The sequence below is a fragment of the Roseivivax isoporae LMG 25204 genome (genome assembly GCF_000521865.1).
GTDB lineage: Bacteria > Pseudomonadota > Alphaproteobacteria > Rhodobacterales > Rhodobacteraceae > Roseivivax > Roseivivax isoporae.
Window position 1 is genome coordinate 29725 of the sequence record NZ_JAME01000005.1, and the last position, 14958, is coordinate 44682.

Here is a 14958-nt window from a genome sequence, read left to right on the forward strand (position 1 = left end):
TTGTGACATATGCTGGAAGGGTGGTACCGCCTCCCCGGCTCGAACGGGGGACCTCTAGATCCACAATCTAGCGCTCTAACCAACTGAGCTAAGGCGGCACTGTCCGCGCGGAATAGCGCCACGGGCCGAGCGATGCAACCCCGTTCCGGCACCCGTTCCGCTGGGTTTTTCGCGGCTCAGCGCAGCGCGATCGACCAGTGCTGCTCGACGAGGTCCTGACCGAAACTGTGGACCGGCTTTGACGATTCGAGCGACCAGCCGGTGCGGGCATACAGCGCGCAGGCCGCGCGATGGCTCTCGTGAGTCCAGAGCACCATCCGCGCATAGCCGCGCGCCCGAGCCCACTCGGTGCAGAGCGCCAGCATCTGCCGTCCGAGCCCGCGCCCGCGCGCCTCGGGCAGCAGCAGGAACAGCCGCAGCTTGGCGGTATGCTCGTCGAGCGGGACGCAGAAGATCGACCCGAGCGGGCGCCCGTCCTCCTCGGCGATCCAGGCGCGTTCCCGGTCCGGGTCGCGCTCGCGCAGGAACGCGGCGAGGATGTCGGCGACGAGCGCCCCGAAGGTGTCGTCGAAGCCCTCTTCGCGCGCGTAGTGAACGGCATGCGCCGGCACCAGCCAATCGGCGTCCGAGGGGACGATATCGCGGAACGTCACGCTCATCGTACGGATCAAAGCACCTTGGCCGCTTGATTTCCAGCGGTCCCGACCGTAGATCCGCCGGCACCGCGGGACCCGCCCCGCGGCCTCAGCCGGAGACGCCCGCCATGGGAATCAACACCGAACGCGACATCGAGGCGAACCTGCAGATCGGTCCGACCGACCAGGGCATGGTCCGCCTGTTCATCGCCGCCGACGGGCTCGAGATCCCGATGGATTTCTCGCCCGAGGAAGCGGAGGAGATCGGCGAGGAAATCCGCGCCGCCGCGGCCGCCGCGCGCAAAGTCAAGCCGAAGTCCAAGCGCTGACCGCGTCCGGGTCGCGCAGCGTCTGCAGGCGCCGCGCCGCGTGAAAGGCCATCTTGCGCACGAGGACGTTGCGCCGCGCCGCGGGCAGCTTGCTCTCAGGCGCCATGCGCAGAACCTCTGCATCGAAGGCATCGGCGATCATCAGGCCCGTGCCGTCGGGCAGCAGATCCGTCGGGAACGCCTCGTCCACCGCCCAGAAATACCGGTCGCACCAGTCGAGATATCCCTGCCACTTGCCGTCCGCCATGAAATCGGCACGGCTCGACTTGCACTCGACGATCCAGATCTCGCCCTTGGGGCCCAGCGCCATGACGTCGACGCGCAGGCCGCGGTCCGGCACGAATTCCTCGACGCAGGCAAAGCCGTGGGCGAGCGCGAGGTGCCGCGCCACGCCGCGTGCCAACAGCTGGCCGGGCATCATCGTCGTCGGGAGCGTGTGCGCCATTCCGGTCATGGCACCGCAGTAAAGAACATTGACGGAACATCCGCAAGGGAACACTTTTCCGCAAGCGTCTTTGCGCGCGACCGCCTCTGCACCTACGTTGTGGCATCGCGCCCGCGGACGCGACGCCCGACGCATTGCCATCGAGGACCTCAATGACCGACCCGACCGAGCCCGCGGAGGCAGCGCACCGCCCCCGCCTGACCCGTGCCGAGGCCCGCGGCGTCGCGCATGCCCGCGAACTCGAGGATCACGTCTCCTGGCTCGAGACGTTCTCGGGCACCGCGCTCGGCGTGCTGTCGGTCGCCTCGGGCATCTACACCTATCTCGGGGTCTCCTCGCTGCTCGAGGACAACGGCGCGATGTCGGTCTTCGCCGCGATCGCCTATTCCGTCGCGGTGTCGGTCGGCATCTTCGTGTTCTGGTCCTACCTCATGCGGCTCTTCCCGGCGGTGCGCTCGGCGGGCGCGCGGATCGGGCTGCTCGTCGCGATGGGCGTCGGGTCGCTCGCCATAGTCGCCATGTCGTCATGGCTGAACGCGGCGGCGCTCGCGGGCTCCGCGGCGGTCGAACAGCACCTCGCCAAGACCGTGCAGGACTACCAGGCGAGCCTCGAACGGGCGCACGAGGTCGCGTTGTCCGGCCAGGCGCTCGAACGCGACGTGGCGCGCGTGCGGCAGAGCTTCGCGGATCTCTCCGAACAGGAGGCCGAGGGCGGACTTTCGGGCCTTGCCGGCCGCGGCGCCGTGTTCCGCGTCCTGCGCCAGAAGTCCGAGGAGCTGGCGGCGCTGCAGGAGCAGATCTCGTCGCAGACACCGCTCGTCGAGCAGGCCTTCGCGGAGGGCAACGTGGTCCTGAGCCGGATGCGCGCGCTGACCGTGGAACAGGGCAGCGTCGAGGCGCGGTCGGTCGAGTTCTCCGAGGCTGCCGTGCGCCTGCAGGGGCTGATCACGCGGCTCAGGCAGCTCTCCGTCGCGCCGCTGGTGGAACGCGCCGCGCAGGATCTTTCAGCCTCGGTCGTGCTGCCCGAGCTGGACGGCGGCACCGAGGAAAGCCGCGGCAGCCAGCAGGCCACGATCACCTCGGTGCTCGACGTGCTGGCGAGCCGCGCCGAGACGCTCGAGAGCGCGGCGCAGAACGTGCAGGACATGGCGCCGGCGGCCGAGGTCACCTACACGCCGATCTCATCGGCGGACGCGGTGATCCTCTACGCGCGGAACTTCGTGCCGTCCTGGGCCGGCGCCATCGCCATCGACCTGCTGCCGGCGGTGCTGGTCTTCATCCTCGCCGTCACGCATTCCGCGATCCGCGCGGGCCGCGAGGGCACCGGGATCGAGGACAGCCTGACCCTCGCCGAGCTGCGCGCGGCCATGGCGGCGCTGCGCGACATGGACGGCGCCATGCAGTCCATGCCGGCCGCGACGGCACCGGCACCGCCGGCCGCGCCCGAGCCTGCGCGCGCGCCTGACGCGCCGGAGCCGCCGCGCGAGGACCGCCCGGTGAGCGAGGTGAAGCCCATGACCGGCACGCGCCCGTGAGCGCGCGGCCAGACATCGGCCGCGTCCTCAAGGGCGTGCTGATCTTCCAGCTGGGCATCGGCGCGCTCCTGATCTGGGGCGACATGGGACGGAACGGCGGCGGGCTGCGACTGCCGGGCTTCGGACCCGATGCGCCCGAGCTGACCGAGCCTGTGCGGCCCGGGGACCAGCGCCGCACCTTCGCGCCGACCCGGCCGCGCCCCGCGACGGAGCCCGCGCGCGACCCGGGCGACCTGCCCGGGCAATTGGTCCTGACGCAGGAGGACGGCGCCACCTGGCGGCTCGAGGGCGGCGTGGCCGAGGGCGACGCGACACGCATCCTCGACCGGCTCGAGGAGCTGCAGCCGCCGCCCGAGACGCTGATCCTGCAATCGCCGGGCGGATCGGTGACCGACGCGCTCGCGATCGGCCGGGGGCTCCGCCGCGCGGGCATCGGCACGCGCATGCTCGCGGGCGAGTTCTGCTATTCCGCCTGTCCCTACATCCTCGCCGGCGGTGCGACCCGCGAGATCGCCGAGGATGCCGCCGTGGGTGTCCACCAGCACTATTTCGGCGAGAGCACCCTCCTGCCCGCGCGGTTCGCGGTCGAGGACATCCAGAGGGGCCAGGCCGACGTCATGGACTACCTCGACGAGATGGGCATCGACCCCATGGTGATGACCCACGCGCTCTCGACCCCGCCCGACGAAATCTACGTGCTCTTGCCCGAGGAACTCGAACGCTACGGCTTCCTCCCCGAGGCCGGGGCGGAGGAGGATTGACGCGCCCGACGGAATCTTCGCGCGCCCCTCTTGCCGCAGGGCTCCGCAGCGCTTAGCTCCTGCGCAGGCGGGTTCTGCCCTTCTCGTTCACGGTTGCATTCCGGTGGCCTTAAGCAATTCCGAGGGAGCTGGCTCTGTCCGGGCCCTGGTCCGGTTACCTGGCGCCCACCTGTATATACAGGTCCTCGGGAATGAGATAACCACACGGTTGTGGTGGTCCCGCCGCCTTCCTCTCCCTTATTGACAGCTGGCGCCCGCGGCGCTCCTGAAACTCCGTCCGCGGGATTCGCGTGGCTCACGTCATGGCGCGCGCGTCGATGGCCCGGAACGATCCGGGCGGGCCGCGCCTGCCAGCGACATCGGAACCACGAGACCATGCAGGACACAGCCGACCCACCGGACCCGGCCGCGCCTGCCGCGGAATACGTTCTGCGGCTGCTCGGACCGCAGGAACACGCCGCCTTCGAACAGCGGATGGAACGCGACCCGACGCTCCGCGACGCGGTGCGGCGCTGGACCGAGTGGCTTGTCCCCCTCACCGACGCGGTACCCCCGCAAAAGCCCGCGCGCCGCGTGCGGCGCCGGCTCATGGCGCGCCTCTTCAGCGACGGACATGACGCCGGGCTCTGGCACCGCGCCGCGCCGTGGCGCGGGCTGACCATCGCGGCGCTGGCCGCCGCGGGCTTTCTGGCCTGGGAAGGGCGGCGCCCGCCACCCGCACCCGCGCTCCTCGCCGACCTCGTCGCGGCGGGGCACGGGTTGCACCTGGTCGCGCTGCGCCCGCCGCGCGGCGAGGATCTGCGCCTCCTCGTCCTGTCGGGCAGCCCGCCCGCCTCCGGCACGCTCGAGCTCTGGCTTCTTGCCGAGGGCGCGCCGCCTGTCGCTCTCGGCCTCCTCGACGGACCGGGCGAGCACCGGCTGGCCCTGCCCGGCGACCTCGCCGCGGCGGCGGGCCCCCTCGCGCTCGCCGTCAGTGCGGAACCCGAAGGCGGGTCGCCCACCGGGCTTCCCACCGGGCCCGTGCTCGCCAGCGCGGAATTCGCGCCGATCTGAGCCCCCTCGCGCCCCATCTCGGCACTGGTCATTCCGGACTCGCTGGCTTATCTCGCGCGGGGCAGGAGACGGAGCGCACATGACGGATTACGAGAACCCCGGACCGGTCGAGGAGAACTGGCGCGACGCGATCTCCTCGGTCGAGGAGATCATCGAGGACGCGCGGAACGGGCGGATGTTCATCCTCGTCGACCACGAGGACCGCGAGAACGAGGGCGATCTCGTGATTCCCGCACAGTGGACCACGCCGGACGTGATCAACTTCATGGCGACCCACGGCCGCGGGCTGATCTGTCTCTCGATGACCTCCGACCGGATCGCCGAGCTGGGCCTCACGCTCATGTCCTCGAACAATTCGTCGCGCCACGAGACCGCGTTCACGGTCTCGATCGAGGCGCGCGAGGGCGTGACCACCGGCATCTCGGCCGCGGACCGCGCGCGCACCGTTCAGGTCGCGATCGACCGCTCCAAGGGCCCGCAGGACATCGCGACGCCCGGCCACATCTTCCCGCTGCGCGCCAAGGACGGCGGCGTGCTCGTGCGCGCCGGCCACACCGAGGCGGCCGTCGACATCGCGCGGCTCGCCGGGCTGAACCCCTCGGGCGTGATCTGCGAGATCATGAACGAGGACGGCAGCATGTCGCGGCTGCCCGAACTCGTCGCCTTCGCGCAGCGCCACGGGCTGAAGATCGGCACGATCTCCGACCTGATCGGCTACCGGCGGCGCCACGACAACCTCGTGCGCGTCCAGAAGGAAGAGACGGTGCGCTCGGAATTCGGCGGCGAGTGGCGGATGCGGATCTATTCCGACACCACGCACGGCGACGAACACATCGTGCTCATCAAGGGCGACGTGTCGACGCCCGAGCCGGTCCTGGTGCGCATGCATGCCATGGACCCGATGCTCGACGTCGTGGGCACCGGCCCGCGCGGCCGCGCCGACGAGTTCCGCGACTGCATGGAAGCCGTGTCGAAGGAAGGCCGCGGCGTGGTCGTCCTGTTGCGCGACACCGCGATGAAGCTCGACGTGCCCGACACGGTCAGCCCCAAGACGCTCAGGCAATACGGCCTCGGCGCGCAGATCCTGTCGTCGCTCGGGCTGTCGAAGCTCGTGCTCCTCACCAACTCGCCGACCCCCCGCGTCGTGGGCCTTGACGCCTACGGGCTCGAGATCGTCGGCACCCGCCAGATATCGGAGCTCGGCTGATGGCCTCCTCCCACGAGCATTACACGCTGCCGCGCGCGGAATTCGACACCGGTCCGAAGATCCTGATCGTCGTGGCCCCCTACTACCGGGCGATCGCAGACGGCCTCGTGGCCGGTGCCCGGGCCGAGATCGAGGCCGCGGGCGGCACCCACGAGACGATCGAGGTGCCCGGCGCGCTCGAGATCCCGACCGTCATCGGCATAGCCGGGCGGCTGGCGAACTTCGACGGCTACGTGGCGCTCGGCTGCGTCGTCCGAGGCGAGACCACGCATTACGACACCGTCTGCAACGACAGCTCTCGCGGGCTCACCCTGCTGGGGCTGCAGGGCCTCTGCATCGGCAACGGCATCCTGACGGTCGAGAACATGCCGCAGGCCGAGGTCCGCGCCGATCCCGACGGCCAGAACAAGGGTGGCGGTGCCGCCGCGGCGGCCTTGCATCTGGTCGCGCTTTCGCGCAAGTGGGGCGCTTCGCGCAAGGGCGTCGGCTTCCGCGCCCCGCGCGAGGACACCATCGTCGCCGGCGACAGCGAAGGACCCTCGACCGCATGACCACCGACCCCTCCAGCGCCGCGCCCGACGCGCGCGAGATGAGGAAACTGCGCCGCTCGGCCGCCCGGCTGCACGCGGTGCAGGCGCTCTTCCAGATGGAACATTCGGACCTGTCGGCCGACCAGGTGCGCGAGGAATTCCTCGCCCACCGCTTCGGGCTCGAGCTCGAGGACGGCGCCGAGATGATCGACGGCGACGTCGACCATTTCCGGCTGGTGCTCGACGAGGCGGTGAACTGGCAGGCGCGCATCGACCAGATGACCGACCGGGCGCTGGTGGCCAAGTGGCCGATCGAGCGCATCGACCCCACGCTCCGCGCCCTCTTCCGCGCCGCGGGCGCCGAACTCGTGGCCACCGACACCCCGCCCAAGGTGGTGATCGTCGAATATGTCGAGATCGCGAAGGCGTTCTATCCCGACGGCCGCGAGAGCCGGTTCGTCAACGGCGTGCTCGACCACATGGCCCGCGAGGCGAAGCCCGACAGCTTCTGACCGCGTTGTTGTGCCGTTCAGCCGCGCGTCGCGGCGTAGAGCGCCACCGCGGCAGCGTTCGAGACGTTCAGCGAGCCGAACCCGCCCGGATAGTCGATCCGGACAAGCCGGTCGCACATCTCGCGCGTGCGTGGCCGGAGGCCCGGCCCCTCGGCCCCGAGGACGAGGCCCACGGGCCGGGTGCCCGCTGCCTCGACCGCGTCCTCGATCCGTGCGTCGGCCTCGCCATCGAGACCGAGCAGCACGTAGCCCATCGCCCTCAGCCGCTCCATGGCGTCCGCGAGGTTGCGCTCGCGCAGGTAGGGCTGCCGCTCGAGCGCGCCCGACGCGGTCTTGGCCAGCGCGCCGGTCTCGGGTGCCGCGTGGTGGCGGGTGCCGATCACGGCCCGCGCGCCGAACACCTCGGCCGAGCGCAGGATCGCGCCCACATTGTGCGGGTCCGTCACGCGGTCGAGCAGCACGACCCGCGGCGGCCGTGTTCCGTCGCCCTGCGCCACGTCCTCGAGCCGGCCCCAGTCGAGCGGCCGCACCTCGAGCGCCGCGCCCTGGTGCACGGATCCCGGGTCGAGCGGTGCCGCGAACCGTCGCGGATCGCTGACCTCCGGCACGATGCCGGCCTCGTCGATCGCCGCGCGGAGCTTGGTCTCGGCGTTGGGCGTGACGATCAGGCGCAGCCGCTCGCGCCGCTCATTCGCCAGGGCATCGCGCACCGCGTGCAGGCCGAACAGCCACACGGTCTCGGCCGCCGCCGCCCGCTTGGCCTGCTCCTTCTCGATGACCCATTTCGGCTTCTTCATCGCCCGTCCCCCAGTCGTCCCCTTCCCTCTGGCACCCCGCCGCCCCGCACGCAAGCCGGGCCGGCACATTTCGCCCGCGCACCTCTTGACGCCTCGGGGGGCCGCTTGTAAGGACGCGCTCACGCTTGCGACGGGCTCTGCCCGCCGCCGCGTGGGCGACGAGCTGCAAGGTGCGGCAGCGGACTGTAAATCCGCCGGGGAGACCCATGCCTGGTTCGATTCCAGGGTCGCCCACCACTCTCCCTCTTTGCGAACCGGCACCCGTTCACGCGGTCGTGACGCGACTTTGCGGTGGATCAACGCGGCCCCGCACGCGCCGCGGCATGCTCGCCCCATCTGCAGAGGAGGGGTTGATCCGATGTCGCGAAACGCGAGGCGGCTCTATGTCCGCGCCTACCGGCGCTGGGCCGAGGCCGACATGATGTTCCTGCTGCTCGTCCGGGACGCCCGGTCGCTCGTGCCGGAGGTTCACGAGGGGATGGTGTTCCGCACGGGCCAGGCCGGATCGCGGGTGCGGCGCGCCTACGAGGCCCGGCTCCGCGCGATCGAGGCGCTGCAGGCAGCCCGGGCGGCCTATCTCTCGGCCACGCGGCGCGACCGGCGAGTCCTGCTCTACCTCCCGGCCTCCTGAACGCCGGGACGAAGACGGCGATCCTCCAGCCCGCGCGCACACGCACCGCGTGTGTCATGCGCTTGCAGCCCCCCGCCCCGCGGGTCATGGTCCGGGGAAACGGAGGATGACCCCATGACACCCGGACCCCGGATCGCCGTACTGATCGCCGGCGCGGCCCTCGCGCAGGCGGCACAGGCCGAGAACGCCATCGACCTCGTGCGTCCCGACGCGCCCGAACTGGCCGCGCACGGGCAGTACGTCGTCGGCGTGCGCACGCTGACCTTCACCGACGAGGACCGCATCGACGTGGTGAACACCACTGCCGAGGGCACGCCGCCCGTGGCCCCGCGCGAGATCACGGTCGAGGCGTTCTACCCCGCGGCCGAGGGCACCGAGCCCGGCGGCACCTACGACGCCATCCTGCGCGACGGCATGACCTCCGTGACGCTCACCGGCATGGCCGCCCGCGACGCCGCGCCGGCCGAGGGGTCGTTCCCGCTCGTTGTGATCTCGCACGGCTACCCGGGCAACCGGTTCCTCATGGCGCATATGGGCGAGAACCTCGCGTCCAAGGGCTATGTCGCGGTGTCGGTCGACCATCCCGACAGCACCTATTCCGATCTCGGCGCCTTTGCCTCGACGCTCGTGAACCGCCCGGTGGACCAGGCCTTCGTGGTCGAGAGCATGGCCGCGCTCGACGACGATCTCGGCGCCATCACCGATGCGGAGCGCACGGGCGTCGTCGGCTATTCCATGGGCGGCTACGGCGCCCTGATCTTCGGCGGCGCCGGCGTCACCGAGGCGGCGGTCACGCGCACCGAACCGGAACGGTTCGTGCCGCCGCAGCGTCTCCTCGCGCGCAACCAGGCGGGCAGCGCGGAGCACGCGGCGCTCGTCGACCCGCGCGTCAAGGCGCTCGTGGCCATCGGGCCCTGGGGCCGCAACACCGACTTCTGGGACGCCGAGGGCCTCGCCACGCTCGAGAAGCCGCTCCTTCTCGTGGCGGGCGGAGCGGACGACGTGTCCGAATACGACTCGATCCGCGAGATCTTCGAGGAGACGAGCGGCACGAACCGCCACCTGCTGACCTTCGAGGGCGCGAACCACAACGCTGCGGCGCCGATGCCGGCACCGGCGGAAGCGTGGGAGGTGTCCGACGCGCTGGGCCGCGCGCCCTTCGACCACTACGCCGACGCGGTGTGGGACAACGTGCGCATGAACAACATCCTGCAGCATTTCGCCACGGTGTTCCTCGACCTGCACCTCAAGGGGGACGAGACGCGCGCGGGCTACCTCGACCTCGTCGAGACCGCCGAGGACGGCACCTGGTCGACGGGCGAGGACGGCACGCCCGACGCGGACCACACCTACTGGACCGGGTTCCCCAACCGTACGGCCATGAAGCTGCGCTTCGAGGCGCGCCAGGCGGAGTGACCGGCGGCAGCACCTTCCCGGCCGCGGCGCCCGATGCCGTGGCCGGGACCCGTCACAGGCGCGACTGGTTGACCCGCCGCGACAGATCCGCGGCGCTCTCGACGCGTTCGGAATAGCGGTCGGTCAGCGCCGCCTGTCTACCGCGCACCATGTAGGTGAACTTCACCAGCTCCTCCATCACGTCGACGATGCGCAGGTAGAGCGGCGAGGGCCGCATCCGCCCCGCCTCGTCGAACTCGTCCCACGCCTTCGGGACCGAGGACTGGTTCGGAATGGTGACCATGCGCATCCAGCGGCCGAGGACGCGCATCTGGTTCACCGCGTTGAAGCTCTGCGAGCCGCCGCAGACCTGCATCACCGCGAGCGTCTTGCCCTGCGTCGGCCGCACGCCGCCGAGCGAGAGCGGGATCCAGTCGATCTGCGCCTTCAACACCGCGGACATCGCCCCGTGCCGCTCGGGCGAGGACCAGACCATCCCCTCGCACCAAGTGGCGAGGTCGCGCAGCTCGGCCACCTTGGGGTGGTCGGCAGCCGCGCCGTCGGGCAGCGGCAGGTCGCGCGGATCGAAGAACCGCACCTCGGCGCCCCAGCGCCGCAGGAGCCGCGCGCCCTCCTCCGCGGCGAGGCGGGAATAGGACCTCTCGCGCAGCGATCCGTAGAGGACGAGGATACGCGGCGGATGGCCGTCGTCGTCCGGTGCGGCGTAGTCCGCGGGATCGACCGGATGCAGGTGCGCCGGATCGATGTTCGGAAGGTCTGTCATGGGATCACCCTCTCGCGGTCATTCGGGGGGCATGCGGCCGACAAGGTCGACATCGCGGCGGTGCGGGACGCGTGCAGGATCGTGGCCATGGCTCAGGCCCCGGGGAACCGGGCACGGGTCCGGTTGGCGAAGGCGACGAGCGACAGCATGACCGGGACCTCCACGAGGACACCCACCACCGTGGCGAGGGCGGCGCCCGAATTGAGGCCGAAGAGGCTGATCGCGACCGCCACCGCGAGCTCGAAGAAGTTCGAGGTGCCGATCATCGCGCAGGGCGCGGCGATGCGGTGCGGCACCCGCAGCCACCACGCCGCGCCGTAGGCCAGCGCGAAGATCGCGTAGCTCTGGATCAGGATCGGCACGGCGATCAGGACGATGGTCAGCGGCCGCTCGAGGATGACGCTGCCCTGCAGCCCGAAGAGGATCGCGACGGTGGCCACGAGCCCCACCACCGAGGCCGGCTTGACCCGCGCGGTGAAGGCGTCGATGCGCGCCGGCGACCCGAGCGCCCGGCGCGTCAGCAGGCCCGCGACGAGCGGCAGCACCACGTAGAGAAGCGTCGCCAGCACCAGCGTCTCCCACGGCACCTCGATCTCGGTCACCCCGAGCAGAAGCGCCACGATGGGCGCGAAGGCGACGATCATGATCAGGTCGTTCACCGACACCTGCACGAGCGTGTAGGTCTCGTCCCCGCGCGTGAGCTGCGACCAGACGAAGACCATCGCGGTGCAGGGCGCGGCGCCGAGCAGGATCAGCCCCGCGATGTATTGCGCGGCATCCTCGGGGGCGATGAAGCGCGCGAAGACGACCTCGAAGAACAGGACCGCGAGCGCCGCCATGGTGAAGGGCTTGATCAGCCAGTTCACGACGAGCGTCACGATCAGCCCCCGCGGCTGCCGCGCGACACCCGCGACCGAACCGAAATCGACGCCCACCATCATCGGGTAGACCATCGCCCAGATCAGCACCGCGACCACGAGGTTGATCTGCGCCACTTCGGCGCCGGCGATCGCCGTCACGACGCCCGGCGCCAGTTGCCCGAGCCCGATCCCCGCGATCATGGCCAGCGCGACCCAGAGGCTCAGCCAGCGTTCGAACCCGCCCATTGCGGGCGGGGCAGTGTCGGTCGTTCGGGTCACGTCGGTCTCCTTCTCCGTGCCTCTGGCGGCCGGGATTCGGGTGGGCTGTCAGGCGCGCGGTCAGGCGTCTGCGGTGGCGTCGATGCCGGCGATGCGGTCGACCGCCTTCTGCAGCGACACCCGGTCGAGGCGGTCGACCGGCAGCGCGGCGAAGGCTGCGATGCGGCTGCGCAGCGCGCCGTAGGCCCGCCGGAAGGCGGCGGCACGTTCCGACGCGGCTCCCGTGACCCGGACCGGGTCGGGCACTCCCCAATGCGCGCTGATCGGCTGTCCCGTCCAGGCCGGGCAGTCCTCGTTCGCGGCCTGGTCGCACACGGTGAAGACGAAGTCGAAGCGCGGCGCGTCGGGTCCGCGAAAGGCGTCCACGTTCTTGGCGTGCAGCATCGAGATGTCGTGGCCCTCGTCCTCGAGCAGCGACAGGGCGAGCGGGTTCAGCTCCGACCGCGGGCGGGTGCCGGCGGAATGGACCTCGAACCGGTCGCCCGCCTCGGCGCGCAGGATCGATTCCGCGAGGATCGACCGGGCGGAATTGCCGCTGCAGATGAAGAGGACCCGGGACTTGCCCGCGCCCGTGGCGGCGGCGATGCCGGGCTGCGCGTCCGGCTGGGAGAGGCAGAGATCCGGCCGGCCCCGGCAGCACTCGAGGAACAGCGTCTCGGCCATCGCCTGCACCGCCTCCGCGTCGACCGCGTAGCGCAGCGAGGTGGCCGCGCGCGCTTGCGTCACGAGCCCGGCCCGCGACAGCGCGGCAAGGTAGGAGGACAGGGTCGACGGCTTGATCCCGAGCGCGGCGGCGATCTCGCCCGCGGGCACGGCATCCGGCGCGCGCCGCACCAGCAGGCGGAAGACCGCGAGCCGCTGCGGATGCCCGAGCGTGGTCAGTTGCAGGACGATATCGGTTTCCATATTTCGAGAATATAGGAATTATCGGCCCGTGCAAGCCGTCCGCGTCGCCCGTCCCGTGCCTGCCGGCCACGCTTCACCTTTCGCAACCGGAATTTTTTGTCGTTGCCGCCACGACTCTGTGTCAGTCCATGTACGACACGCTAGCTAGCAGGCGTCGGGTCCGGTCGCTGACCCCCAGGGAATATACAGGAAGCCCATGGAAACCATGGAGGTATCCGGCCTGAACGACGTCTTCGACGCGGTCATCGCGTTCGTGGGCGTCCTGTCGCCGGACGGGCGGATCGTCGAGATCAACCAGCCCGCCCGGAAGGCGACCGGCGTCGCGCATGACGACATCGCCGGCGTGATCTTCTGGGACGCGCCATGGTTCGCGCACGATCCCGCCCTCGTCGACCGGGTCCGCACCGCCTGCGAGCGGGCCGCTGCCGGCGACACGGTGCGCTTCGACGCCGACGTGCGCGTGGCGGGCGGCCAGCCCATGACAATCGATTTCCAGATCGCGCCGCAGCGCAACGCGCAGGGCCGCGTGACCGCGCTGGTGCCCTCGGCCACCGACATCAGCGACCGCCGCAGGACCGAGATCGCGCTCGAGAACGCGCACGACACCTTCGCGACGGTGGTGCGCAGCAGCCCCTTCGGCGTCGTCGTCATCGATGCCGACCTCGTCCTGCGCTTCATGAGCGACGGCGCGCGGCGGGCCTTCGATGTCGAGCACGACGAGCTCATCGGCCGCAACTACGGCGAGATCATGCACGCGGCCTGGCCAGACGCCGTGGCGCGCACCATCGTCGCGCAGTTGCGGTCCGTGCTCGAGACCGGGCGCAGCCATCACAGCGACGACCTGACCGACACGCGCCGGGACCGCGCCGTGGTCGAGACGTACGAGTGGCGCGCCGACCGCATCTTCATGCCCGACCGCCGCTATGGCGTGGTCTGCCATTTCTACGACCTCTCGGAGCGCGCGCATTACGAGGCGGCCATCCGCGAGAGCGAGGAACTGTTCCGCAGCACCTTCGAGAACGCCGCGGTCGGAATGGCGCATGTGGGCCCTGACGGCAGTTGGCTGCGGGTGAACCAGTGCCTGTGCGAGATGCTCGGCTATTCCAAGCAGGAGATGATCTCGCTCCGCTTCCAGGACGTGACCCATCCCGAGGACCTCGTCACCGATCTCGACAAGCTCGCGGGGCTCCTGCACGGCGACTACAACGAGTACACCATCCAGAAGCGCTACCTCCGGCGCGACGGACAGGTGGTCTGGGCGACCCTGACGGTCGGCTGCGTGCGGCGCGCCGACGGCACCGTCGACTACCTGATCTCGGTGCTGCAGGACATCACCCGCCAGAAGGAGGCCGAGGCGCAGCGCGACCTGCTCGTCGACGAGCTGAACCATCGGGTCAAGAACCTGCTCGCGACCATCCAGTCGGTGTCCTCGCACACCCGCAGGTCCTCGCGCGATCCGGACGATTTCCACGAACGCTTCACCGGGCGGCTGCAGGCGATCTCGCGCGCGCACGACAGTATCTTCGACAACGACGCGGGCACCACGACCCTGCGCGAGATCATCGAGGGCCAGTTCGAGATCTATTACCCCAAGGGCTCGCGGCGGGTGACCTGCACCGGTCCGCGGGTGCGGCTCGGCGCGGGCCCTGCCGGCAATGTCGGCATCATCGTGCACGAGCTGCTGACCAACGCCATCAAGTACGGCGCACTCTCGACCGAGGACGGCCAGGTGGCGATCGACTGGACCGCCGCGCGCGAGCCGGGCGAAACGATGATCACGATGACGTGGACCGAGGCCGGCGGGCCGCCGGTCACGGAACCGGAAACCACGGGCTTCGGTTCGGCCCTCATACGGATCATGCTGACGCAAAGTCTGAAGGGCGAGCTCCACACGGACTTCGCCCCGACGGGTCTCGTTGTAACGATGTCACTGCGGGTAGAGAACAATGGCGGTCGAAAAAGCGGTACTTCTGGTTGAGGACGAGGCGATCATCGCGCTCGACATCCAGCTCGAGCTCGAGGCCGCGGGCTGGACCGTCGTCGGGCCCGCGCTGACCCTGAGGCGCGCGCGCGAACTCCTGTCCACGGGCACATTCCGGCTGGCGCTCCTCGACATCAACGTGGGCCGCGACACCTCCTTCGACTTCGCGCAGGCCTGCATCGACGCCGACATCCGCGTGGTGTTCATGACCGGCCACTCGAACCAGCGCCTGCCCGAAGCGCTGCGTTGCTGCGACCTCATCCGCAAGCCCGTGCAGATGCGCGAACTGACCGCCATGCTGGGCTGACGCCCGCGGTC

Annotated in this window: 17 protein-coding genes and 2 tRNA genes; 12 read left to right on the plus strand and 7 right to left on the minus strand. The window is 70.5% G+C overall.

Annotated features, from left to right (window positions below; translation table 11 throughout):
* Nucleotides 1-21 precede the first annotated feature (21 nt).
* Both RISW2_RS04160 and RISW2_RS04165 read right to left on the minus strand, forming a co-directional pair.
* Nucleotides 22-98: transfer RNA gene (locus RISW2_RS04160), tRNA-His, on the minus strand.
* A 78-nt stretch (nt 99-176) separates the two neighbouring features.
* Nucleotides 177-659 (minus strand): GNAT family N-acetyltransferase, encoded by a 483-nt coding sequence (locus RISW2_RS04165; RefSeq protein WP_043767104.1) that lies wholly within the window; start codon nt 657-659, stop codon nt 177-179.
* A 104-nt stretch (nt 660-763) separates the two neighbouring features.
* On the opposite strand from RISW2_RS04165, the gene RISW2_RS04170 reads away from it, so the two are divergent.
* Entirely contained in the window at nt 764-964 is a 201-nt protein-coding gene (locus tag RISW2_RS04170) for a DUF6324 family protein (protein WP_043767106.1), read from the plus strand.
* Here the strand turns inward: RISW2_RS04170 and RISW2_RS04175 are convergent.
* On the minus strand, nt 942-1409 hold the full coding sequence (locus RISW2_RS04175) for an MmcB family DNA repair protein (RefSeq protein WP_244437506.1): 468 nt from the start codon (nt 1407-1409) through the stop codon (nt 942-944). The genes RISW2_RS04170 and RISW2_RS04175 overlap by 23 nt on opposite strands.
* Nucleotides 1410-1561: 152 nt before the next feature.
* Here RISW2_RS04175 and RISW2_RS04180 point away from each other — a divergent pair, with 152 nt between their 5' ends.
* The 6 genes from RISW2_RS04180 to nusB all read left to right on the plus strand — a co-directional run bounded on the left by RISW2_RS04180 (nt 1562) and on the right by nusB (nt 7007).
* Nucleotides 1562-2944 (plus strand): AAA family ATPase, encoded by a 1383-nt coding sequence (locus RISW2_RS04180; protein ID WP_051491791.1) that lies wholly within the window; start codon nt 1562-1564, stop codon nt 2942-2944.
* Entirely contained in the window at nt 2941-3705 is a 765-nt protein-coding gene (locus tag RISW2_RS04185) for a COG3904 family protein (protein ID WP_043767108.1), read from the plus strand. Before RISW2_RS04180 ends, RISW2_RS04185 begins: the two co-directional genes overlap by 4 nt.
* Nucleotides 3706-4080: 375 nt before the next feature.
* Nucleotides 4081-4758, plus strand: coding sequence for an anti-sigma factor (locus RISW2_RS04190; protein ID WP_051491792.1), 678 nt, complete (start codon nt 4081-4083; stop codon nt 4756-4758).
* A gap of 79 nt (nt 4759-4837) precedes the next feature.
* On the plus strand, nt 4838-5965 hold the full coding sequence (gene ribB / locus RISW2_RS04195; protein ID WP_043767109.1) for a 3,4-dihydroxy-2-butanone-4-phosphate synthase: 1128 nt from the start codon (nt 4838-4840) through the stop codon (nt 5963-5965).
* Complete coding sequence (locus RISW2_RS04200; protein ID WP_043767111.1) at nt 5965-6516, plus strand: 6,7-dimethyl-8-ribityllumazine synthase; 552 nt, start codon at nt 5965-5967, stop codon at nt 6514-6516. The genes ribB and RISW2_RS04200 overlap by 1 nt, the downstream gene beginning before the upstream one ends.
* Complete coding sequence (gene nusB, locus RISW2_RS04205) at nt 6513-7007, plus strand: transcription antitermination factor NusB (RefSeq protein ID WP_043767113.1); 495 nt, start codon at nt 6513-6515, stop codon at nt 7005-7007. Before RISW2_RS04200 ends, nusB begins: the two co-directional genes overlap by 4 nt.
* A 17-nt stretch (nt 7008-7024) precedes the next feature.
* Here the strand turns inward: nusB and RISW2_RS04210 are convergent, their stop codons facing one another.
* Nucleotides 7025-7804 carry a TrmH family RNA methyltransferase gene (locus tag RISW2_RS04210; RefSeq protein ID WP_043767114.1) on the minus strand — a complete coding sequence of 260 codons (780 nt, stop codon included), beginning with the start codon at nt 7802-7804 and terminating at the stop codon, nt 7025-7027.
* A gap of 153 nt (nt 7805-7957) precedes the next feature.
* Here RISW2_RS04210 and RISW2_RS24470 point away from each other — a divergent pair.
* From RISW2_RS24470 to RISW2_RS04220, 3 genes are all read left to right on the plus strand, one after another.
* Nucleotides 7958-8041, plus strand: a tRNA-Tyr gene (locus tag RISW2_RS24470).
* A gap of 121 nt (nt 8042-8162) precedes the next feature.
* The gene (locus tag RISW2_RS04215; protein WP_043767116.1) at nt 8163-8435 is read left to right on the plus strand and encodes a hypothetical protein; all 273 of its coding nucleotides are present in this window, start codon (nt 8163-8165) and stop codon (nt 8433-8435) included.
* A gap of 114 nt (nt 8436-8549) precedes the next feature.
* Nucleotides 8550-9851 carry an alpha/beta hydrolase family protein gene (locus RISW2_RS04220; RefSeq protein WP_043767117.1) on the plus strand — a complete coding sequence of 434 codons (1302 nt, stop codon included), beginning with the start codon at nt 8550-8552 and terminating at the stop codon, nt 9849-9851.
* Between the two features lie 52 nt (nt 9852-9903).
* On the opposite strand, the gene arsH is transcribed toward RISW2_RS04220, so the two are convergent.
* The 3 genes from arsH to RISW2_RS04235 all read right to left on the minus strand — a co-directional run bounded on the left by arsH (nt 9904) and on the right by RISW2_RS04235 (nt 12659).
* The gene (gene arsH, locus RISW2_RS04225) at nt 9904-10614 is read right to left on the minus strand and encodes an arsenical resistance protein ArsH (RefSeq protein ID WP_043767119.1); all 711 of its coding nucleotides are present in this window, start codon (nt 10612-10614) and stop codon (nt 9904-9906) included.
* 92 nt (nt 10615-10706) lie between these two features.
* The gene (gene arsB, locus RISW2_RS04230) at nt 10707-11720 is read right to left on the minus strand and encodes an ACR3 family arsenite efflux transporter (protein ID WP_043767121.1); all 1014 of its coding nucleotides are present in this window, start codon (nt 11718-11720) and stop codon (nt 10707-10709) included.
* A 93-nt stretch (nt 11721-11813) separates the two neighbouring features.
* A complete protein-coding gene (locus tag RISW2_RS04235; protein WP_043767123.1) occupies nt 11814-12659 on the minus strand; it encodes an arsenate reductase/protein-tyrosine-phosphatase family protein in 846 nt (281 codons plus the stop codon).
* Between the two features lie 196 nt (nt 12660-12855).
* Between RISW2_RS04235 and RISW2_RS04240 the strand changes: the two genes are divergently transcribed.
* Both RISW2_RS04240 and RISW2_RS04245 read left to right on the plus strand, forming a co-directional pair.
* Entirely contained in the window at nt 12856-14637 is a 1782-nt protein-coding gene (locus tag RISW2_RS04240) for a PAS domain S-box protein (protein ID WP_043767125.1), read from the plus strand.
* A complete protein-coding gene (locus RISW2_RS04245; protein ID WP_051491793.1) occupies nt 14606-14947 on the plus strand; it encodes a response regulator in 342 nt (113 codons plus the stop codon). Before RISW2_RS04240 ends, RISW2_RS04245 begins: the two co-directional genes overlap by 32 nt.
* Nucleotides 14948-14958: the final 11 nt, after the last annotated feature.

Bases quoted from the DNA above. Each gene is read 5' to 3' on its own strand.
- RISW2_RS04165 (WP_043767104.1), bottom strand. From the start codon at position 659: ATGAGCGTGACGTTCCGCGATATCGTCCCCTCGGACGCCGATTGGCTG.
- RISW2_RS04170 (WP_043767106.1), top strand. From the start codon at position 764: ATGGGAATCAACACCGAACGCGACATCGAGGCGAACCTGCAGATCGGT.
- RISW2_RS04175 (WP_244437506.1), bottom strand. From the start codon at position 1,409: ATGGCGCACACGCTCCCGACGACGATGATGCCCGGCCAGCTGTTGGCA.
- RISW2_RS04180 (WP_051491791.1), top strand. From the start codon at position 1,562: ATGACCGACCCGACCGAGCCCGCGGAGGCAGCGCACCGCCCCCGCCTG.
- RISW2_RS04190 (WP_051491792.1), top strand. From the start codon at position 4,081: ATGCAGGACACAGCCGACCCACCGGACCCGGCCGCGCCTGCCGCGGAA.
- ribB (WP_043767109.1), top strand. From the start codon at position 4,838: ATGACGGATTACGAGAACCCCGGACCGGTCGAGGAGAACTGGCGCGAC.
- RISW2_RS04200 (WP_043767111.1), top strand. From the start codon at position 5,965: ATGGCCTCCTCCCACGAGCATTACACGCTGCCGCGCGCGGAATTCGAC.
- nusB (WP_043767113.1), top strand. From the start codon at position 6,513: ATGACCACCGACCCCTCCAGCGCCGCGCCCGACGCGCGCGAGATGAGG.
- RISW2_RS04210 (WP_043767114.1), bottom strand. From the start codon at position 7,804: ATGAAGAAGCCGAAATGGGTCATCGAGAAGGAGCAGGCCAAGCGGGCG.
- RISW2_RS04215 (WP_043767116.1), top strand. From the start codon at position 8,163: ATGTCGCGAAACGCGAGGCGGCTCTATGTCCGCGCCTACCGGCGCTGG.
- RISW2_RS04220 (WP_043767117.1), top strand. From the start codon at position 8,550: ATGACACCCGGACCCCGGATCGCCGTACTGATCGCCGGCGCGGCCCTC.
- arsH (WP_043767119.1), bottom strand. From the start codon at position 10,614: ATGACAGACCTTCCGAACATCGATCCGGCGCACCTGCATCCGGTCGAT.
- arsB (WP_043767121.1), bottom strand. From the start codon at position 11,720: ATGGGCGGGTTCGAACGCTGGCTGAGCCTCTGGGTCGCGCTGGCCATG.
- RISW2_RS04235 (WP_043767123.1), bottom strand. From the start codon at position 12,659: ATGGAAACCGATATCGTCCTGCAACTGACCACGCTCGGGCATCCGCAG.
- RISW2_RS04240 (WP_043767125.1), top strand. From the start codon at position 12,856: ATGGAAACCATGGAGGTATCCGGCCTGAACGACGTCTTCGACGCGGTC.
- RISW2_RS04245 (WP_051491793.1), top strand. From the start codon at position 14,606: ATGGCGGTCGAAAAAGCGGTACTTCTGGTTGAGGACGAGGCGATCATC.